This is a genomic window from Flavihumibacter petaseus NBRC 106054 (assembly GCF_000974785.1).
In the GTDB taxonomy this organism is placed as follows: Bacteria; Bacteroidota; Bacteroidia; order Chitinophagales; family Chitinophagaceae; genus Flavihumibacter; species Flavihumibacter petaseus.
The window spans coordinates 84525-107244 of record NZ_BBWV01000006.1 but is presented as its reverse complement, the minus strand read 5'-3'; the positions used below and the strand labels follow the sequence as shown (position 1 = coordinate 107244).

The 22720-nt window shown below is 50.4% G+C and carries 11 protein-coding genes; 9 read left to right on the top strand and 2 right to left on the bottom strand.

What is annotated here, in order from left to right:
- Window positions 1–84: 84 nt before the first annotated feature.
- Window positions 85–3222, bottom strand: a complete 3138-nt coding sequence (locus FPE01S_RS23670; protein WP_046371598.1) for a SusC/RagA family TonB-linked outer membrane protein — start codon at window positions 3220–3222, stop codon at window positions 85–87.
- Window positions 3223–3444: 222 nt separating this feature from the next.
- Between FPE01S_RS23670 and FPE01S_RS23665 the strand changes: the two genes are divergently transcribed.
- The 9 genes from FPE01S_RS23665 to FPE01S_RS23625 all read left to right on the top strand — a co-directional run bounded on the left by FPE01S_RS23665 (window position 3445) and on the right by FPE01S_RS23625 (window position 15481).
- Entirely contained in the window at window positions 3445–4320 is an 876-nt protein-coding gene (locus FPE01S_RS23665) for a bifunctional 5,10-methylenetetrahydrofolate dehydrogenase/5,10-methenyltetrahydrofolate cyclohydrolase (protein WP_046371597.1), read from the top strand.
- A gap of 4 nt (window positions 4321–4324) precedes the next feature.
- Window positions 4325–4945 carry a 7-carboxy-7-deazaguanine synthase QueE gene (locus tag FPE01S_RS23660; protein WP_046371596.1) on the top strand — a complete coding sequence of 207 codons (621 nt, stop codon included), beginning with the start codon at window positions 4325–4327 and terminating at the stop codon, window positions 4943–4945.
- Window positions 4946–4988: 43 nt separating this feature from the next.
- Window positions 4989–6902 carry an OmpA family protein gene (locus tag FPE01S_RS23655; protein WP_046371634.1) on the top strand — a complete coding sequence of 638 codons (1914 nt, stop codon included), beginning with the start codon at window positions 4989–4991 and terminating at the stop codon, window positions 6900–6902.
- A 57-nt stretch (window positions 6903–6959) separates the two neighbouring features.
- Window positions 6960–8072, top strand: a complete 1113-nt coding sequence (gene dprA, locus FPE01S_RS23650) for a DNA-processing protein DprA (protein WP_046371595.1) — start codon at window positions 6960–6962, stop codon at window positions 8070–8072.
- Between the two features lie 89 nt (window positions 8073–8161).
- Window positions 8162–9664 (top strand): IMP dehydrogenase, encoded by a 1503-nt coding sequence (gene guaB, locus FPE01S_RS23645; RefSeq protein ID WP_046371594.1) that lies wholly within the window; start codon window positions 8162–8164, stop codon window positions 9662–9664.
- A gap of 1 nt (window position 9665) precedes the next feature.
- A complete protein-coding gene (lnt, locus tag FPE01S_RS23640) occupies window positions 9666–11264 on the top strand; it encodes an apolipoprotein N-acyltransferase (RefSeq protein ID WP_157474152.1) in 1599 nt (532 codons plus the stop codon).
- 11 nt (window positions 11265–11275) lie between these two features.
- Entirely contained in the window at window positions 11276–12037 is a 762-nt protein-coding gene (locus FPE01S_RS23635) for an alpha/beta fold hydrolase (RefSeq protein ID WP_052956140.1), read from the top strand.
- 27 nt (window positions 12038–12064) lie between these two features.
- Window positions 12065–14719 (top strand): PKD domain-containing protein, encoded by a 2655-nt coding sequence (locus FPE01S_RS23630; protein ID WP_157474151.1) that lies wholly within the window; start codon window positions 12065–12067, stop codon window positions 14717–14719.
- Between the two features lie 3 nt (window positions 14720–14722).
- Window positions 14723–15481, top strand: a complete 759-nt coding sequence (locus FPE01S_RS23625) for an SDR family NAD(P)-dependent oxidoreductase (protein ID WP_046371591.1) — start codon at window positions 14723–14725, stop codon at window positions 15479–15481.
- Window positions 15482–15486: 5 nt separating this feature from the next.
- Here the strand turns inward: FPE01S_RS23625 and sov are convergent, their stop codons facing one another.
- On the bottom strand, window positions 15487–22698 hold the full coding sequence (gene sov, locus FPE01S_RS23620; protein ID WP_245624057.1) for a T9SS outer membrane translocon Sov/SprA: 7212 nt from the start codon (window positions 22696–22698) through the stop codon (window positions 15487–15489).
- Window positions 22699–22720: the final 22 nt, after the last annotated feature.

The following is a 22720-nucleotide window of genomic DNA, read 5'->3' as shown; positions in this document are numbered from 1 at the left end:
TTTTTTTTGTTCTATTCCATTCAGGTTTTCAGCACCATCACATTCTGACAGCTTCAGCCTGTGGAATATCAATTTGTGGAAAGTTTAGAAGGTAACTGTTATAGTTCCACCCATGAACCTTGAAGGCGGTGTTTGTCCGAGACCTGTCAAACCGATACCGTTGCTGTCATTACCAGCATCACTGTATTCAGGATCGGTGTAGTAGTTGTATTTAGACAACCATACGAACAGGTTTCTTCCCTGGGCACTAACTGTAGCAGATTTGATAAACTTCGTTTTCTTCAGCAGTGAAGCAGGCAAAGTATAGGAAATCGCAACCTCTCTTAATTTCCAGAAATCACCGGATGTTACATAGTTGGAAGAAATGTCCATGTTCAGATCAGCATCTGACCAGAAACCGGCGTTACCATTTCCATCCTGTACAGTAACAGTAGTATTCTTGATATAAGTACCTGGTTTGTTGGGATCCTCATAAGAAGAATTCGGGAATACAAAACGGTTGCGGTCAAACACACCGGTGCGGTAGCTTACACCTGCCCAGTCATATGTAGAACCACCAGCGTTGTACACTTTGTATCCACCACGGTATTCAAACAGGAAAGACAGAGACCAGTTCTTGTATTTGAAGTTTCCGTCAAGACCCAGGCGATATTTCGGAACAGCTGTACCAAGGATCTTCACGTTAGGATCTTTCTGGGGAGCACCTGTCACACGGTCAACGATTACACGTCCTTCCGGATCGCGGAGGTAGTCATAACCCATAATAACGGGGAATGCCTGGCCTTCCACGGCATAAGAACCGGCACCATCAGAATACTGCGCGATGGGCAGGTTGGGGAGACTTGCACTAATATTGTTAACAGTGTTGTCCAGGAGAGTAAAGTTACCACCGATGATTGCTTCGAAATCGCGTGTACGAACAGGCGTGCCATGCACAGTCAGTTCCAGGCCACGGCTTTGCGTCTGGCCTGTGTTCATCAGGAGACGGGAATAACCGGTAGTGTTGGAGATATAAGTATTAACTGTCTGATCGTCAGTTTTAGTGTTATAGTAGGTAACACTTGAAGTCACGCGATCATTGAACAAGTTCAGGTCAAAACCAAATTCATATCCTTTGGTGATCTCAGGACGCAGGTTATCCGATACAAGACCATTGCCGGCTGTATAACCAGCCTGGCTACCATAAGGGTAGCCTGCAGCCTGAACGTAGATCGGATTAAGTTGATAAGCACCGTAGTCAGTAGAAGTACCCAGGTTCACCTGTCCTACTTTAGACCATCCCGCACGCAGTTTCAGATAGCTGATCACATTGCTGTTCTTGATGGGCTCGATCGCTTCAGAAGCTACGAAAGAGAGGTCAACTGAAGGATAGAAGAATGAGCGGTTTTCGGGAGCCAGGATTGAAACCCAGTCATTCCGTCCTGTTGCATGCAGGTAGAGGTATCCTTTGTAACCCAGGCGAATATCGCCATATAAACCAGATTGGCGGGCCAGGTAGTTTGATTCAGTTGCTGTCGGAGTACCAATTCCAGTGCTCACGTTGAACAGGTCAGGAATAACGAGACCGTTTGCACCAACACCCACATACTTAGCCTGGTCCTGGCGGTATTGAAAACCACCGATAAGATTCAGGGAGAAATCACCACCCAGCTTCTTGCGCCATTGGCCGAAGAGGTCAGTGATCAATTGGGTTGAGTATGAACTTCCATCTGTTACAGAAGCCGGTATATCAGATTTGGATCCGCTCACTTCCTCTGCGTAGTGCGTATAGTCAAATGCGCCTACAGTAGACTTGTTGGAATTGTTGCGGGTAGCAATACCCTGACGGGCAACCAGGTCAAGACCATCGATCGGTGTGAAACGCAATTCCACGTTTGCAGTCAGGTAATCTTCTCTCTTGTTGTTGCGATAATTGTCAGCAGAGAAATATGGGTTCTGATACCAGGGGTTGTAATAACCATTGGGGTTAGCGTATTTATCCGTCTCCCAGTTTTTGAATTTGGTAATGGGAATCCATGAAGGAATGTTCAACAGGTTGTTGTACATGCTGGATGTCTGGGTAGTGATATCGTAACGGTTCTGTGTATACGAAGTGGCATAAGTCAGGTTTACTAACTTACCTATTTTGCGGGTACCGTTCAGGCGAAGGTTGGTACGATTGTACTTATCACCGGGAGTGGTACCGGTTGCAGTTGCATACTGACCGGAAAAATACAGGGTAGACACATCATCACCAGAGCTTACAGAAAAATCTGTCTGATTGGTCAGACCCTTTTCCCAGAATTTTTTGCGCTCGTCTGTATACTGGTAGATTGCAGAATCCTGGCTACCGTCTTCCAAAGGATAACCCAGTTCACGCATGGAACCATCATAACGCGGACCATAGGACTGGTTTTCAATAGAAGAAAATGCAGGGTTACCATTTACGTCATAACCGTAAGCACTACCACCGCTACCGAAAGATTTTTGCACCTTGGGGTAGAAAGCGACCTGTTCCATTGTAGTCGTGTTGGAGATCCGGATGGTAGCAGCACCACGCTTTCCTTTTTTGGTGGTGATAATCACCGCGCCATTAGATGCAGCTGATCCATAAAGTGCCGCAGCTCCTGCACCATTCAGTACTGTTACATCATCCACATCTTCAGGGTTAAGGTTACCCAGCACTGATGTAGGAACAATAATGTTGTCCAGTACAACCAGCGCCTGGTTGTTACCAGTGATAGAACGCTGGCCACGCAGTACAAGACGGAAATTGGGGTTTACACCACCACTCGTGTTGTTGATCTGGAGGCCTGCGACTTTACCTTGCAGACCGCCTGCAACGTTCACTGATTTGCCTGCAGTGATGGCATCGCCCTTCACTACTGTAGCTGCAGTACCGATCTCACGGCGCTGTGTCTTGATACCACCCGCAGTTACGATTACTTCTTCCATCACGGAACCCTGGAGACTCACGTTCACGTCAGAAACACCGTTAATGGAAACTTCTTTTGTACCAAAGCCCGCGGAGGACACTTCAAGGGCTTTCTCAGTGGTTACGTTCACTTTGAATACGCCCTGAGCATCGGCTGTACCGACTACTTTTCCCCCTTTTAGTTTGATTGTTGCGAAAGGAATGGGCTGCCCCTTGTCGTCCGTAACCTTTCCGGTTACTGTTTTGGTTTGCCCGAACGACAGCGCACATAGCATTAGCGCCATCGCTAGTGTTAGCAATTTTCTCATGTGATGTATTTTTTGAAAGACTGAAAAGTGAAATTACTTGATAAGAATATTGTTAAAGAAATCGTAATACAGGTATTTAATATAAATTTTACAGTTTATGCATTCTTTTTGAAATATTACAAATTTACCATGCGTATAAATACGCGACTTTTTTGCTGATTCGGGGTTGAGCTGATCCAAAAAATACTCTAAATGCTCTTGTCCGCGACTTAACTTTGCGCCATGCAAATTCTAGATGGTCAGCTGGTCTCCAAAGCCACAAAAGACGAACTCCGGATCCAGGTCGCCCAGGTGGTGGCCGAAGGCAAAAAAACACCCCACCTCGCAGCTGTTCTCGTTGGTAACAACGGGGCCAGTGAAACTTATGTGGGGGCAAAAGTGAAAGCCTGCAACGAAATCGGATTCAAATCCACCCTCGTCCGCCTGGAAGCAGACATCAGTGAAAACAAACTACTTGAAGTAATTGAAGGTTTAAACAGCGATCCCGATGTTGATGGGATCCTGGTTCAACTGCCTCTTCCCGCCCATATTTCAGACGAAAAAGTGATCAATACCATACTCCCGGCGAAAGACGTAGACGGGTTCCACCCGGTAAACGTGGGCAAAATGGTCCAGGGACTTGACAGCTTTGTAGCTGCCACCCCGCATGGTATCATGCTTTTGCTGGAACATTATAAGATAGATACAAAAGGGAAAAACGCCGTCGTGATCGGCCGCAGCAATATCGTTGGCCGCCCCATGAGCATCCTCCTGAGCCAACCAGGCAACCCCGGTAACTGCACGGTGACTATTACTCATTCCCATACGCGGAATCTTAAGGAACTTTGCCAGCAGGCCGACATCATCGTCGCCGCACTGGGCAAACCGGAATTCCTGACCGCTGATATGGTAAAAGAAGGCGCTGTGGTGATCGACGTGGGCATTACCCGTGTACCGGATACCTCCAAAAAGTCAGGCTTCGCCCTGAAAGGCGATGTTGCCTACGGTGAAGTTGCTCCGCGTTGCAGCTTCATTACTCCCGTTCCCGGCGGCGTGGGGCCTATGACCATCGCGGCGTTGATGAAAAACACTTTTAAAGCCTGCCAGGCAAAATGGTAACCGGATGAACCTGGCTTCAACCATAAGTACACGCCTTCCGCTCATGGAAGCCTTTTATACCCTCCAGGGTGAAGGGCGCCACCAGGGAAGGGCGGCCTATTTCATCCGCCTTGGCGGATGCGATGTCGGCTGCGTTTGGTGTGATGTGAAAGACAGCTGGGACGCCGATAAACACCCCCTGACTGCCATCAATGATATGGTGCATGGTGCAGCAACCTATCCTGGCCGCCTTGCCGTGATCACCGGTGGCGAACCCCTCCTCCACCAGCTGGACGAGTTAACGGACGCCCTGAAAGCCGCAGGATTCGAAACCAACATCGAAACTTCGGGTTCCAGCCCCCTCAGCGGCCAATGGGACTGGATCTGCCTTTCCCCCAAAAAATTCAAGGCGCCCCTGCCGGAAGTAGTGGAAAAAGCAGACGAACTGAAAGTGGTCATCTTTCACCCTTCCGATTTCAAATGGGCGGAACAATGGGCCGCCCAGGTTAAACCGGGTTGCAAACTCTACCTGCAGCCGGAATGGGAAAAAAGGGAAAAAATGATGCCGCTCATTATCCAGTATATCCTGGATAACCCGCAGTGGGAACTGAGTATCCAAAGCCATAAATATATCGGCGTACCATAAAGTTTCCTAATTTTCGTTATATACTGGCTTTCAAACACCTATGATGAAACAATTCCTTCTCGCCATAGCAGCGCTCCTTTTCTTCTTTCAAGGCCGGACCCAGGGTTATCAACCGGATAAACTGAGCCCAAAGGCGGTTAAGCTATATGAAAAAGCCATCGAAGCAGCCCAGGGAGGGGATTTCAAACAGGGAATTGACCTGCTGAAGCAATCTGTGCAGATTAGTCCCGGTTACATGGACGCCTGGTTGTCCATCGCCGGTATGTACGGTGAATTGAAAGACTATGATAATGCCATCGGGAACTATGAAAAGGCCCGGGCGATTGACACCGTGTATTTTGGCGACTACAATCTCCCCTACAGCATCAACCTCGCCGGAAAAGGCAGATTCCAGGAAGCGCTGGTAGCTGTAAACCGGTTCACCATGATCAATGACCTGAATGAGTCGAGCCGGAAAGCTGCAGCCTACCGCATCCGCTCCTACAAGTTTGCACTTGAGATGGCCGCTTTACCCGCCGTGTCCAATTATCAGTTCCAGCCACAGAACCTGGGTGACAGTGTAAACAGCGCTGTATCGGAATATTTTCCGTCACTTACCATAGACAACGGACAACTGATCTTCACCCGACGGGTGGACAATTTCAACGAGGACTTTTTTGAAACCCGTCAATCCGCCGCCGGATGGAGCAAGGCCAAGGGGTTGACCGGCGCCATTAACTCCAACCTGAATGAGGGTGCACAGACGCTTTCGCAGGATGGCCATTGGCTGATCTTTACCGGTTGTAACTTCCCCGACGGTTTGGGCAGCTGTGATTTATATATCTCCTATTTAACCGACGAAGGCTGGAGTGAACCTGAAAACCTCGGTGATGTGATCAATACAGAATTCTGGGAATCAGCCCCCAGTCTTTCCCCCGATAAAAAAGATCTCTATTTCGCCAGCAGGAGACTGGGCGGCTTTGGAGGAAGTGACCTCTGGGTAAGCCACCTGCAAGCCAATGGAAAATGGAGCGAGCCGGAAAACCTTGGCCCCGAGATCAATACTTCCGGTGATGAATCCTGTCCGTTTATTCATGCCGACAACCAGACATTATATTTTACTTCCAACGGGCTTCAGGGTTATGGCGGAGATGATCTTTTTATGGCACGGAAAGGACCAAAGGGAAGTTTCAGCCTGCCGCGTAACCTGGGCTATCCCATCAATACCATCGAGAACGAAGGCAGCCTGGTTGTTTCTGCTGATGGCGCTGCAGCCTACTATGCCAGTGACAGGGCAGACAGCAAGGGAGGCCTTGACCTGTATACTTTTTCTCTCCGGAACGATATTCGTCCCATCAAGACCTTGTGGATCAAAGGCAGGGTGATGGATGCCCAGACGAAAAAAGGTTTACCCACTTCCATGGAACTAACGGACATCAGCACACGACAGGTGATCAGCCGCGTACAGACCGACGAAACCGGCAATTACCTGATCACACTTCCGGTTGGACGCGACTATGCTTTCAATGTCAATCGCAGGGGCTATCTTTTTTATTCGGAAAACTTTTCGCTTTCCAAAAAGGATCCTGATTCCACCTACAATATTGACATCTACCTGCAGCCGATTGTTGCCAACGCGACAATGGTGCTGAAGAATATCTTCTTTGAAACCAACAGCACGGCCTTGGGTGATGCTTCCGTGGTGGAATTGGGTAAACTGATTCAGTTGCTGAAAGAAAATTCCACGCTGCAGATCCAGATCAATGGTCATACCGATAATGTGGGTAAGGCAGCCGATAACCTGAAGCTCTCCAATGGCAGGGCACAGGCTGTTGTGGATTACCTGATCAAAAACGGCATTGATGCCAAGCGCCTTCGTTTCCAGGGCTTCGGTGCAACAGTTCCTGTTGCGGACAATAACACGGAAGAAGGACGTTCGAAAAACCGCCGCACCGAGTTGAAGGTCATCGCCCGCTGATAAGGGTGAAAGAACGCTGCCGGGAGAATCGCGCGCAAAATATCTTGTGGATCAAAAATGGCTTCCACGGAAACAGTGCTGCAGGTGGCGCTTACCCGGTTACCGTATATCGGGCCGGTACATGCCAAAGCGTTAATAGAGAAGTTTCGCACCGCCAGTGCAATTTTCGCCGCATCTGAATCTGTACTGGAAAAAATGAACGGCATCGGGCTGATCCGTGCAAAGTCCATCACGCAGTTTAATGACTTCAGGGAGTGTGAACTGGTGCTCCAACGGTCGGCTGACCTTGGCTGTGAAACATTATTCCTGGGCAGCCCGGCATATCCGGCTTCTCTCTACAATGTTAACGATCCTCCCACACTGCTGTACTGCAGGGGAAGTATTGATCTTAACCGCCCCCGAAAGCTCGCCGTTATCGGCACGCGGCACCATTCAGAATATGGCAGGCTCCAAACGGAATCGATATTACGGCAACTTGTGCCTGCCGCACCGCTGATCATCAGCGGTATGGCATATGGCATTGATGGCCTGGCGCACCGCACGGCACTGAAGCTGGGTTTACCTACCATCGGCATACTGGCGCATGGGCTGCATACGGTGTATCCGGCCGAACACAGGCTTCTGGCAACGGAAATGCTGCAGCATGGAGGCATGCTGATCAGTGAATTTCCACCCGGGGTTAAGCCGGACCGGCATAATTTTCCTGTGCGGAATCGTATTGTCGCCGGTATTGCCGAGGCGTTGCTGGTGATTGAAACCGGTAAACAGGGTGGCAGTATGATCACTGCCGGGCTGGCCAATGGCTATAACAAATATATATTCGCCGTACCGGGCAGGATAACGGATCAGCGCAGCAGCGGCTGTAACCTGCTATTGCAGCAAAGGATTGCATCGCCTTTTTTTGAAACCTCCGGGTTCTTGTCAGACATGAACTGGCAGGTGGCCGGTTCCATGTACACGCAGCCTCCACAAGCCACTATTCCATTTGACCTTGATCCGGCAGAAACGATCCTGGTGAACCTTTTAGGGAAATCCCAGGTGCTTTCGATTGATGCGCTTTACCCACTATCCGGCTTATCTGCCGGAGTTGCTGCCAGTGCATTACTTTCGCTTGAAATCCGTAATATCATCAGGGTACTTCCCGGTAAGAGATATCAGCTATGTTTGTGAACGATGCCGGCAAACCCTTTGCTGTAGCGGATTTCAGACATTAACAAAAATCATTTGGGACGAATTTGGCCGCTGCACTATCTTTGCACATGGCAACAAGAAAACATTCCTCCCCTGGTTTAGATCTCTCCCACAAATTTTTCGGTGACGGCCTCACATTCGACGATGTACTGCTGGTTCCTGCATTTTCACAGGTACTTCCCCGTGAAGTAAGCACAAAAACCAGGCTTACCCGCGAGATTAGTCTGAATATCCCTATGCTCTCCGCAGCAATGGATACTGTTACCGAATCGAGTCTGGCGATAGCACTTGCCAGGGAAGGCGGTATCGGCTTCCTGCACAAGAACATGACTATTGAAAAGCAGGCCGAGCTGGTGCGGAAAGTGAAACGAAGCGAAAGCGGAATGATCATTGATCCCGTAACGCTTCCGGAAGATGCCACGATCGGCGATGCGCTGAAGCTGATGAAAGAAAACAAGATCGGTGGCATTCCCATCATCGACAAAAAGAATAAACTCGTTGGCATACTGACCAACCGTGACCTCCGTTTCGAAACGACCAAATCGAAAAAAGTGAGCGAGGTGATGACCAAAACCAATCTGGTCACAGCTCCGGAAGGCACCAATATGCAGAAGGCCGAAAAGATTCTTCAACAGCATAAAATCGAAAAACTTCCGGTCATCAAGAAGGACGGTACGCTCGCGGGATTGATCACCTATCGGGATATCATCCAGCTGCAAAGCTTTCCCGATGCCAACAAAGACGGCTACGGGCGCTTGCTGGTCGGCGCTGCCATCGGCATCACACGCGATATGCTGGACCGTGTTGCAGCGCTGCAGCAGGTAGGGGTTGATGTGGTGGGCCTGGATAGTGCACATGGTCATTCGAAAGGGGTTATGGATGCTCTGAAGAACGTCAAGAAAAATTTCAAAAAAATGCAGGTGATTGCCGGTAACGTCGGTACTGCCGCAGGAGCCAGGGCACTTGCTGAAGCCGGCGCAGATGGCGTTAAGATCGGTATCGGTCCGGGTTCCATCTGTACTACGCGGATCGTAGCGGGTGCCGGTGTGCCGCAACTTACTGCGATCATGGAAGCATACAGCGCCCTGCAACCGCTCGGAATTCCGCTTATTGCTGACGGCGGTATCCGTTATACCGGTGACATGGTAAAAGCACTGGCTGCCGGAGCCGACAGCGTTATGATGGGAAGTGTGTTCGCAGGAGTGGAGGAAAGCCCGGGCGAGACCATTATCTATGAAGGCCGTAAATTCAAGGAGTACCGTGGCATGGGTTCTATCGGTGCCATGGCACAGGGATCCAGTGACCGTTACTTCCAGGATGTGGAAGACGATATCAAGAAACTGGTACCGGAAGGTATTGAGGGCCGGGTTGCCTATAAAGGGTACCTCCGGGAAGTTGTAGCACAATTTGTTGGTGGTCTGCGGGCGGGTATGGGCTATTGCGGTGCAAAAGATCTCGAAACACTGAGGTCGACTTCACAATTCATCAAGATCACGAACGCCGGCATGAAAGAAAGCCACGCGCACGACATCGACATTACCAAGGAAGCACCCAACTATTCCCGCAAATAATTTGAAAAGGTATTATCCTCTCTGCCTGGCATTGGCCTCGGGTATCCTGCTGTCTGCCGGCTGGCCCCCGCTGCCGATGCCATTTTTATTGTTCATCGCATTCGTTCCACTTTTCCTGCTGGGTGAGCAACCTTTGTCGAGAATTAAATTCCTGGCGGGCTGTTTTTTGACCCTGCTGATCTGGAACATCATCACTACCTGGTGGATGTGGAATTCCACTGCAGAAGGTGCCATGTCCGCAATCGTCGCCAACTGCCTGTTCATGAGCCTGCCCTGGCTCGCCTATTATAATGTGAGAAAGCGGCTGGGCGTGAATACCGCGCTATTTGCATTGGTAACCTCCTGGATGACCTTTGAATACATTCACCTTAACTGGGAGCTCAGCTGGCCGTGGCTCACCCTCGGTAATGGCTTTGCGTCGGTGCCGGATATGGTGCAATGGTACCAATTCACGGGAACCAGCGGGGGAACACTCTGGATATTATTGGTCAATGTGCTGGTTTTCAGGTTATGGCTATCGGCACAGCACAACCGAAATGGAAAGAACAGGCAACTGGTCGTTTTACTATTGACGGCACTGGTGTTGCCACTGTTATGCTCCTACCTGGTTTTCAGGGAGGAGTCATTTGAAGCAACGATCAATAAATCACATCGGGAAATACTGATCATTCAACCGAACATTGACCCCTACAGCAAATTTGAAACAGGTACGCAGGATGCACAGCTCAACCTCCTCGTTCACCTGAGTGAATCCGGGCTGGACAGCAACACCCGGCTCGTTGTGTGGCCCGAAACTGCCATTAACCTGCCGAGAGGGATTGAAGAAGACAGCATCAGGAACAACTTCATCGTCCGGCCGGTGTGGGATTTCCTGGCAAGGCACCCCCGCCTGAAACTGCTCAGCGGGATCGAGGGATACAGGAGATATACCGAAGATCCCCACTCCCCCTATGCTTTCCAGTTCCCGGGCAGCCCCAACTACTGGTATGAAAGCTTTAATACGGCAGCACTGCTGGATTCAACAGGAATTGTATTGCGTTACCATAAATCCAAGCTGGTACCGGGCGTCGAAAGCCTGCCATCTTTCCTGAAATTCATGGCGCCCATTTTTGAGAAATTCGGTGGCACCACCGGCGGATATGCCCGGCAGGACGAAAGAACAGTATTGGTTGATTCCGCCAGCGGCCTGAAGGCAGCCCCTGCCATCTGTTATGAAAGCATCTATGGTGAATTCATGACAGGTTTCCTGCGCAACGGTGCGAACCTGATTTGCGTTATAACCAACGACGGATGGTGGGGCAATACTGCCGGCCACAGACAACATCTTGCCTATGCCCGTTTGCGGGCAATCGAGAGCAGGCGTTGGGTAGTCAGAAGTGCCAATACAGGTATCAGTGCCGTAATTGATCCAATGGGACGCATCACGGAAAGAAAGGGGTGGGATGAACGTGGCTACATAAAAGTTAACATTCCTACCCGTACCGAAATGACCTTTTACGCCCGGAACGGAGACCTTCTTTCAAAGCTGATGGTTGTGCTTTGTATCGCCATCCTCGGATATTCCGGTTTCCGCTACCTTGCAGCTGTCAGGAAGCAGTAAAATGGTGATTTATGATGCAATACAACGCTATCGGTGACGGCCAGCCGCTGATGCTGGTTCATGGCTTCGGGGAAGATTACCGCATCTGGGATGAGCAGGTGCCTGTACTCGCGGAGAAATTCCGGGTCATCACTCCCCAGTTACCGGGAACCGGCAATACTCCGGCCGAGTCCTCTCCTACCATGGAATCCATGGCTGACGGCCTGAAAGAAATACTCGATCATGAAAAGATCCCCCGCATCATATTGGTCGGTCACTCCATGGGCGGATATATCAGTCTCGCATTTGCAGAAAAATACCCGCAGCACCTGAGGGCCCTGGGGCTTTTTCACAGCACGGCACTTGCGGACAATGAGCAGAAAAAAGAAACCCGCCGTAAGGGAATAGCTTTTATCCGCCAGCATGGCGCTGAAGCATTTCTCCAGTCAACCACCCAAAACCTTTTCGCCGAAAAGAACCGCGAAACAATGGCCGCTTCCATTAAGGCCATCGCCCGCGACAATTCGTATATTTCCGACGACACACTGGTCGCATTTTATGAGGCAATGATCGCCAGGCCAGATCGTACCGCGGTGCTGAAAAACAGTGCTGTACCGGTACTTTTCATATTGGGACGGTATGATCAGGCTATTTCTTTTGAAGACACGCTGAAGCTGGTACATCTTCCTGAAATAACGTATATTCATATACTTGAAGCATCCGGGCATATGGGGATGCTGGAAGAGACTAGGAAAGCCAACCAATATCTGAAGGACTTCGCTGAACAGGTTTGAAAAGATATTTGATCAATCACCGTACGCATGAAATATATAGTCCCAATTTTCATGGTGTTTGTTCTTTCTGGTCAATCCCTTCTGGCCAATCATATCCGGGGGGGAGAACTCTCCTATAAATACCTGGGAGCCGGATCAACTGCGGGTACTTCCCGGTACCTGATTTCACTTAAACTATTTATTGACTGTTTTCAGAACAACCAGGGACAGTTCGATCAGACAGTTCCCTTTACGGTCTTCAGAAAAAGCGACAACCGGCAAATTGGCTCACCGGCCATTGCCCCCTTCAGGAACCAGGAAAGAGTTGCGTACGATCCGAATTCAAATCCCTGCATTCTCAATCCGCCAACCGACATCTGTTATAATCTCCGTTATTACACGCAGGAAATTACGCTCCCTGATGATCCGGATGGATATATCATTTCCTTCCAGCGTTGCTGCCGCATTGCCAACATCAACAACATTTCAGGAAGCAGTGACGATTATGGCGCCACGTACATGTGTGAGATTCCGGGCACCAAAACACTGCCGGCAGCCGAACACAACAACAGTCCCCTGATCACCGGGTTTGACGCTGTGGCTATCTGTGCCGGATCAGCATTTACGTTTGACTTTTCCGCTAAAGACGATGACAAGGATGAACTCGTGTACGAACTGTGTAATGCCTATACCGGGGGTGGCCGCACGCAGGATCAGAGTTGTTATACCTGCCCCACCCCCAATCCCGCGGCACCTCCACCCTACAATAGTGTTCCTTACCGCATACCCTATAATGGACCGAATCCAATGGGCAACCAGGTCAGCATCAATTCATCAACGGGTATAATAACGGGTATTGCCCCGCAAACTACGGGGCAGTATGTGGTAACCGTCTGCATCAGTGAATACCGGCACAACAAACTGATCAATGTGCACCGTAAAGACATTCACCTGACGGTGTCCAACTGCCAGCCGTTGTCTGCGGTACTTTCACCGGATTATCATTTCTGCGACGACTTCAATGTCACCTTTCAGAATGGGCAGGCGAACCCCGCCGGTTCAACCTATGTTTGGGAGTATGGTGACGGCTCCAAAAAAGATACGGTTACTACAGCACTGGGGATGGTCCGTCACCAGTATAAAGATACCGGCACCTACCGTGTTAAACTTTACATCTACCTGGCCAATGGCGCCTGTACAGATGAAACGGAAACGCTGGCAAAGGTTTATCCGGGTTTCCTTCCCGATTTCTCATCGCTGGGCTCCTGCCTGCTGACGCCATTCCGGTTTACAGACAAAACTTTTGCCCGATACGGAACGGTGAGTAAATGGTCGTGGGAGTTTGGTGATGAAACTGTTGATACCGATATCTCCACTGTACGCAACCCCGTGTACCAGTATCATTCACTCGGCATCAAGACGGTCAAACTTACTGTAGAAAGCAGCTTCGGCTGTATTGGCACCATCAGCCACGACATAGAAGTGCGCGATAAGCCGAACCTGGAGTTTCCGTTTACGGATACGCTGATCTGCAGCATCGACACCTTGCAACTGATCGCAGAAGCGCCCGGTACACTCAACCCTGTTTTCAGCTGGACGCCTTCCTATAATATCATTAATCCGGCAACCCCGACGCCACGTGTACACCCCAAACAAACCACCACTTATTTCGTCAACCTGAATGACAATGGCTGTGTCAATTCCGGTTCTGTTACTGTACGGGTAGTTGACCGGGTCACGCTTCGCATGATGCCTGATACCACCATTTGCCTTACTGATCCGGCTCAGCTGAGGACTATGGGCGACGGCCTGAAATTCGAATGGAGCCCTGCTGCTTCACTGCTCGATCCGTTTGTTGCCAACCCGATTGCCGTACCTACTGCCACTACGACCTACAGTGTGATCTCAAGGATCGGAGGCTGCAGCGCAACGGGAAGTGTTTCCGTAAAAACAGTACCCTATCCGGGTGCATTCGCGGGCCCGGACCAGGTCATCTGTTACGATGACACCACACAGCTCAGTGCTACCATCGCCGGAGCCAGCTTTACGTGGACGCCTACCAGCACCCTGCTGATGCCCCGCACCCTCACACCATTCGCCTTCCCCTTACGCACAACAGCATATATTCTCACGGTTGTGGACAATATTGGCTGTCCGAAACCCGGCAGGGATACTGTAGTCGTTACGGTACGCCCGCCCGTGCAGGCTTTTGCCGGCAACGACACATCAATAGTCGTAAACCAACCGTTGCACCTGAACGCCACCGGCGGAGATGTATATCAATGGTCGCCTTCAACCGGGTTAAACGCCACAGACATTCCCGACCCTACTGCGATTTTGTCCAGCAACCAGACTTATGCTGTAAGAGTGGCGACGCTCGAAAACTGTTTTGCCTTTGACACGATCAGGATCAAGGTTTTCAAAACCAATCCCGATATTTTTGTTCCCAATGCCTTTACACCGGGCAGTGCGACCAACAGTGTATTCAGACCGATACCTGTCGGTATTTCCCGGCTGGAATATTTCCAGGTCTATAACCGTTACGGACAGATGGTTTTCAGCACAAGTGAAGCCGGCCGTGGCTGGGATGGCCGGATCAACGGACAGTATCAGGCAACCGGCACCTTCGTGTGGGTAGTGAAAGGCACTGACTATACAGGAAAATCTGTGTTTAAAAAAGGGACTGTGGTCCTCATCCGATAAAACATGAACAATACAGTATGGATAACCGGGGCCAGCTCAGGCTTTGGTATGGCGATCGCCAGAAAATTTGCCTCGGCAAAATACAACCTGGTCATTACAGGAAGAAGGCAGGATAAACTGGAAACACTAAGGGAGGAACTGGAAACAGCGCATGGCATCAATTGTCACACCGCCGTATTTGATGTTCGCAACCGCCAGGCGGCTGAAGCAGCTGTTGCCAATCTTCCTGAAGGCATCGGACCGGTCACCTTGCTGGTGAACAATGCCGGGCTTGCACTGGGCCGTGATTATTTTGATGAAGCAAATATTGACGATTGGGAAACCATGATCGATACGAACCTTAAGGGCATACTTTTCATGACAAGAGCACTTCTGCCCAAACTGCTGGCTTCCGGCAGCCCGCATATCATCAATATCGGATCTATAGCAGGGAAGGAAGTGTATGAGAAAGGGAATGTGTATTGCGCCAGCAAGCATGCCGTGGATGCTATCTCCAAAGCCATGCGCATCGATCTTCTCCGCCATGGTGTGAAAGTAACCGCCATTCATCCTGGTGCTGCAGAAACAGAGTTCTCCATTGTCCGTTTTAAAGGAGACGAAAAGACCGCGGATGATGTATATAAAGGGTATGAACCGCTCAGCGCGGAAGACATTGCCGACACGGTTTTTTACTGCGCTACCCTCCCACCGCACGTATGCATCAATGACCTGGTGATTACCTGTACGGCGCAGGCAAATTCATTCCTGGTAAAGAAAGGTTGACAAAATTATTGCGCCAGGCTCACCCTGATCTGCAGGCCTGCCCTGGTGGTCGTGATGGGTGCTGACGTGGACACCTTTGGTTCCGTCCGTCGCTGGTCAAAGAATAATCGGAGGTTGATCCGGTTGTTCAGCACATAATCAATCGATGGTACGATTGTGATCACTTTCTGCCCGGCTGTTGGCAAGGCCGCCTCCTGGTCGAGCCGGCTGTTGGCCGTTGCATCATCCCTTAGCCCCAGTTCCAACCGGAAGTTCAGGTCATTCGACAATTCGCTGGCAGACTGCTTCATGCCTGGCAATTTGAATTTGAACGGCATTTTCAGACCACGTTTCCGGTAGCCCACTGCAAGTGTATATTCATTGGTCCTCGCTTCACTGAGCTGGAAGTCAACCAGGCTAAGGCTGAGCGTCCTGCTTTTTTTGTACTCGAACCGGGCAGAAAACTGGTTGGTCAGCTGCATGTCGATATCCAGGAAGGGCGCAAATGCTTCTGAAATGGTGACGTTCGGCACCAGGAAATAGGGATAGAAGTTGCCCGTTGCCGTATCGATAAAGCCGGGCCAGTTGTAATTCAGCGGATCTTCGAACAGCAGGTTATTGTTGAAGCTGTTCATGGATACGTTACTGGTATAAGCGTGGGTAAGCGTAAAGCTGGTAAATGTTTTCTCCAGGCCTTTCAGTCTTGTCAGGCCACTATAGGTTACCCGCCAGTTCGGTTTGGGAATTATACTCCTGAACGGGTTGGATTTAATGTTGCCATTATCCTGCTTGATAAGGCCTACAGAATTTGGATCCTTGTTGGTGTAGGCCGCGATAAAGGCTGGTATCAGTACATCCTGCGAGTAACGGCTGTACCCGGTATAATAGCCATCCGGCAGGAATTGATCAGCCGGATCCAGCTTGCCCCAGTAAGGATTGCTCTTTGCGAGTCGCTCAGAAAGAATGATACGGTTCGCTTCAAAACGTTTAAACGTTTCCGTTACCTCGTTGGGTTTGAATTTTCCAAACAGGGTCTGGAAGGAAATATAGGTAACATTGAAGGTACCGGTCACATAAGGACTCAGGTGTCCAAAGCTGCCATTCCCGATGGTATCCTTGTACAGTTCCGAATATGCTTTACCGAATGTCTTTTCAATATTGATATCGATGGTGAGATCGCGAACGGGTATGAGTTGGGCAGTGATGCTGATGTGCTGGTTATAGTCCTGCCGGTTCAGGTTGTTCAGCAATGGACTGTTCGTGATCAACCCACGCTGGGCGAAATCGTTAACGAAGCTGGTGTCTGGTTGTTTACCAAATACAAACCCCCAGCCCGGAGCATTTGACTTCGGATTCATGCCCAGCCATTTGACCGAGTCGGTATAACCCACCAGGTTAGTGGTACCCACGTCGGAATATTGAATGGTGACCCGTTTGACAGAGGTAATAATCCGGCCGATCACTTTTACAAAAGTGTTCAGCTCCATCGGGGCATTGGGGTCTTTCGCCGGTTTTGCAGCCGGGGCGTTTTTAGCGGTACTGTCGTTGGGTGCCCGGGGTGCAGCGGCGGGTGCATTATCCCAATCCAGTGAACGCAGGAACCGCGATTTGTTGTACAACCGCGTCATGTCAAATTCTGCGGTTGCATTTTTTTCCTGTGCGTTACCCAGGAAGTTACCGAGACTCCTGGCAAAAGTATCCAGTGACGCTGCCAGCCAGTTGTAACGGGCCAGGTAGCCCACCCGCATGGTTGTCCAGTCCAGTGCCGGGATCTTCTGGGTTGGCAAGGTATAGGTCAGATTCGCCGTCTGTTCGTAGGTTACATTTCTTCCGCCGCGCCAGAACAGCTGCCACATCTTTTTCCTTTCCGCTTTATCGAGGCGCCCGGAATCTTCATCCACGCGTGCCCGGTTGACCGCAGTGAAGTCGAAGTTCAGCGATTTGGAAATATCCCAGCGCAGGTTGTAATACCGGTCGAACGTGAAATACTTATCGTATGTTTCCGGGATTACGCCCTTGGGCCCGCCGACGTTTTTGGGCCGGATGGCACCGAACTGGCGATTGACATCGGCCCGGAAGCTCAGCAATGCCGGTGAATAGTTAAGATTGAAATCACGGATAATATCCAGCCATTTGGACCGGCTCTTCACCATCTTTTTAAAGGGCTCCCAGTATTTGGGCGTAGATACATAATTATACCCCAATCCGGCCCGGTGCCGAACCAGTTCTTCTGCTTCGATCAGCGGACTGAAATGTTCTGTTTTGGTATAGGAATAACTGACATCAAAGTTTTCAAGGCTGTAGATTTTCTGCTTTTTCCCGTTGGTATTCAGTTTTCTTACGTTGGTGAAATTGATGGTTTTCGTCGACACCATATCGATCGCGTCTTTCCTGATGGAGTCCCTGGTGGCACCGCTGTTGGCTTCAAGTTTGTCTTTCAGTTTAACGTCGAGGTCATAGGGATCATATTCCGGTGTCAGGACCGTTTGCGAATAGCCTGCATAAACCGGGATGGATACACCTGCCTTTGCCGGGAGCAGCTTTCCGAGTTCCAGGCTGGTAGCAGCATCAAACTGGCTGAAGTTTTCCCGGCTCCTTTCGTTTACACGCTGCTCCAGGTTGCCGAATCCTATGCTGCGATAGGCACCGGACAGGGAGATGGTACCGAGATCTGCCAGCTTCATATCCACGCGGCCGGTAGCAGCCCATCCCCCTTTCTCATCGATCTGCGACAACCGCAATTCGTTGAACCAGGTTTCCGCACAGACGTTGGTGGAAGTATTGTTGTTGATGCCAATGAACATCCCCCGCACTTCGCCCAGGTTCGGATTCCCGATGATGGCATAACTTTTACCGTCGGCATCGGTTTCCTTGTAATACAGATTCGGTTGAGAATTGGCGTTCCGGCTCAGCTTCAGATCGATCAGGCGTTGCAGGTCAAGGTCGAGGTCGTTCTCCGTGGGCCATACCATTTCCGGGTTGGCATCACTGTATTTTCCGGGCGGTGTTACCTTCAACGGGATCCGGATCTCATAGTAGTTACCGGCAAAATCATTCCCGATGCGGATTACTGCACTGACGTCGCCATTATTCAGGTTGGCGGACCCGATGACACTTTCAATGTGGGTGAACATCTTCAGTTTTCCGTATTGCCTAAGGTCGAGATTCAATGTTTTGAATACACCCCGGCCTTCGTTCGGACGCAGGTTACAGATTTGCAGGCTGATCGCCTGTTCATTCTGCAGGATGTTCACGTTGTTGTTGCTCAGCTGCTGAACGCGCAGGATCCCTGGCGGCACCACATAGTTAACCGGTGACCGGTTTGCGTTCTCTTCCACATTCACGGCAAGAACATTAAACGCAGTGCCGGAATTATCAGGTATGGTTTTATAATTGCCGGTGGTATCCAGCTCAAAAGAAAAGCGGCGCCACTGGTTCCGCACCAGTTCAAGTTTTGCAAACCTTGTTACGATACTATCCTGAAATCCGGTCATAAACATCCTGATAAACCGGATGGATTTAAAATCCGGGATATCACCGACTTTCCTTTCATATTCATCCACCGGAATGCGGAACAGGAACCAACGCTGGTGAACTGTATCCGCCGTAAACTCCCGGATGTCGGTAATGTAGTTCTGCCCTACTACCAGGTCCTGCGGCCGCAGGTTGACTTTATATTGAAAATATTCTTCCAGTTCATTCAGTGTATTGTCCTTGTTCAGGTCTTCCTGGTCAGGATACAGGGTAAAGGCCGTTGTGACAGAAGAATTATTGTCGGCTATAGGTGAGTTTCCGTGCGGGTTATTGATGGCCTTATAACGCTCAAGAATAGGCGCTTTTTCGTTATCGTAGTTTTCGTCACGGTAGTTCTTGAAGTTATCGTTGGCCGGGTCGTTCAGGGCAGCCTGGTAGGCGGCAGAACCCGTACCCACAATGGAGGCGAGCTGGCCCAGGTAGCTGTTGAACTTTCTTCTTTCGGCGTCATCATCCAGGCCGTCAAATCCGACATCCTGGTAAGGGCGGTCGGCAGGATCATTACTGAATGCGGTGGTTACCTGTATGGGGTTACTGGGCACCCGGCCCCATTTCGTACTGGAATCCACTCCTGCCTGGATATTCGGGGTGGGCAGACCGTTCTCGAAGAACCGACGGCCGTCCCGCAATACGTCCTCAGAAATGTTACCGAGGTTGAAATAAAGCTGTCCGCCGGTACTGCCTGGCTGGCGAAGGAAAGGATCCTGCATCCAGAATTCGATGAACTCCACGTTACCCGTTTCGAAATCGACCTGGTCGAGCCCCCGCATGATACCGCCCCAGCGCGAACCGGGATTCAGCAGCTTGCCTGCATTGGAGATACTGCCCGGTCGTGTATCAAAGTTGTATGGTCCCCTTTCTGTCGGATAATACGCCATGTCGAAGGTGATCAGCTGGGCAGAACCATAATCGGGTGTTTTAGCCGGGAACAACTGTTGCTGCAGGATTGCCTTGATCCGGGGGTCACTGAAGTCCTGGTATCCCGACACCGGGTTATTCGGTGCATTTTTATCCTGCAGGTTGGGTTCGATATTGTACCATGAGAATTTCGCGCGGTTGTACCCGTAGGCGAGAGAGTCTTTTAAAGAGCCCTCAGGAAAAAGCCCGTTGTTCTGGGGTGTGGAAGCCAGCGTCCAGTTGATGATGGGGAACCGCAGGTCAATACTGTTCCGCGTTCCTTCGAAGTCGTCAATATAGATCAGGCCTTCGCTGCCTTTACCGATCTGCGGCGGGTGGCCCGGTTTCAACACAGCACCTTCACCATAGGCGGAAATGGTACTCATTTCGTTTGTGGTATAGAAGGGCAGTCTGTCCAGCCATCGCGTCAGTTTCGGCACTTCCGAGGTATACGTAAAATCCAGTCCGTACATCGTGTTCCGGATCGGATCTTCGTTGTAGTTCATTTTTGTGAAATAGGGTCTTTCCCCGAGGCGCACCAACTGTCCGCCGAACGTAAACGTCTGGTGTGCGTTGCTGATGGCCATATAGTCCCATCGCAGGCCGAGATAATTTCTTTGCTGGATCCCGAAAGTGGCATTGTTTTCATATTGCACGTTTACGGGAATGCCACTATTAAGGATCGCCTGGTTGATGATCTTTACCGTTCCCAGGTTGTAGTCGACGATATAGTCGAGTCCTTCCCGGAGAGTACTGCCCCCTGCAGAAACGGATACAGATCCCTGTGGCACGTTGAATGCACCGAGTGAGATCTCAGAGGACGATTGTCCTTTGGCCGATCCCTGGATAATAAACCGGTCGAGGTTGGCGTAGGTTTTGGCGATCTCCTTGATCGTATCGTACAATGGTTTGAAAATGTATTTGTCTTTCAACTCCTGCGTGGCCCCCTGGAAAGCGATGCTGTCCAGGTCCCGGCCAAATGGCTCCAGCAGGGGAAAGATGACCCTTGCCTGGTTGGAGATCATGGTGAATCCTTCAATAAAGTCAAATACGCCGTCGGGCTGAGGGTCGCGGTTGTTGTTCAACCGGTCGAGATTAAGGATGGAAATCAGCGGCAACCCGCTTTTCGGACCTTCAGGCAGGTATCGTTTAGTACCCAGACTTGGCTCTTCATACAGCACATTCAACTTGAAGTCTGTAGGTTGAACGCTGGCGATATACCCCCCTTCGCGGGTCCGCAGGGCATATACGTTTTTCATCATCAGGTCCCATATGGGCAACTGGGTACGCTGGGAAGTGGCTTTCAGCAGTTTCAGGAACAGCACTTTGGGGTTACCGGCAATGATGGCGGTAGTATCCGGCGGAACATCCTGGGAGAATTCCCCTACCTGCAACACCCGGCCGTTGTAGGAATACTGAAAAGCGACGCCAAGTACTTCATCACTCTGAAGCGGCTGGCTAAGCGAAATGAACCCCACCTGGGGGTTGAAATAATACTCGGAAGGGCTCAGTTTGCGGGCGAAAGTCTTTTCAAAGTCCTGTACAGATTTCAGGCCCATACTGTTCAGCTTGGTCGTAACGGTACTGGAAAAGCGGCTTGCGGGATCGCTGGTAATAGCCTGGTATAACCCGTTCACGGTATTGGATGGCAGGCTGTCGGGGCCAGGCGTCGTGGGATAATTGTAAGGATGTTTTTCACCCAGGTCAGACAAGGCGACGATGTCACGGGTATCGGTGGTGGATCCGTTACGGTTAGTCACCCAAACCTCGATGCGGAGAATATTCGTAAGTGAGTTTACTGCGGGGAGGTTGCCCATGGCCTTATTGTACCCCTGGCGAAAGTACTGGGCCAGCAGGAAGTGGCGGTTTTCCTCATAGTCGTTCGCCTTGAACTCAAACGACGTGGTGGCTGCCCCGCCGATCAGTCCCATGGATTGCCGCTGCGCCCGCTGGTTCGCCAAAACACCAGTCAGGAAAAGTTTGCCAAACTGGAGTTGTGTTTTGATACCGAAAAGGGATTGTGCTCCGGGAATCAGTGAGCCCTTGGTAGAAAAACTGACGTTACCAGCCTCTATCCGCTTAATGATCTCGTCTGAAGTACCGGTATAATCCAGTTTCAGTTGGTTTTCAAAGTCAAAACTGGCCTGGGTATTATAGGAAATGGGCAGTTTCAGTTTACTGCCGACGTTTCCCAGTACACTCAGGTTGGCGTTCATATCGAAATCGAAGCCACCGCTTTTACGGGCCCGTTCCGGTAACGTTGGGTTTTTGATGTTTTGGCCCTGGTAGCCGGCAATGATATCGACATTGCCCTGTGGCCGGATATCCACTTTTCCGGTACCGAAGATCCTGTTGAAGAAATTCTCGGAGACAGACAGCTTGGGGCGGATATTCTTACGGTTCAGGTTGCTGAGTACGTCGGCCCGCTGCCGGAAATATTCCGCTTCCTGCTCCCTCGCCTTAAAGCGGAGGTATTCCTCGAAAGTCATGTAGGTAGGTGCCCTGTAAAACTTGTTCCCGATTTTTTCAACGATATAATACTGACGGGTAACAGGGTCATATTCCACCGTCCTCTTGAGGTTAGCGGGATCGGAGAGGTCGAACGGGTTGCGGGAAGGTTCCTGGATGGGGTCGGAACGGCGGTCTTTCAGGGGAAATACCAATGTATCCTTTCCTGGTTTACGGGTAGTATCCTGCTGCCAGGCTTTAGCCATCGCCAGCTGCAAACCCGAAAACCAGGCCAGTAACACAAGGATTACCGTCCTGACGTTCCGATAAAAAAAATTGCCCACAGTCTTTTTTCCCAAATAATTAGTTGAGTATAGATCA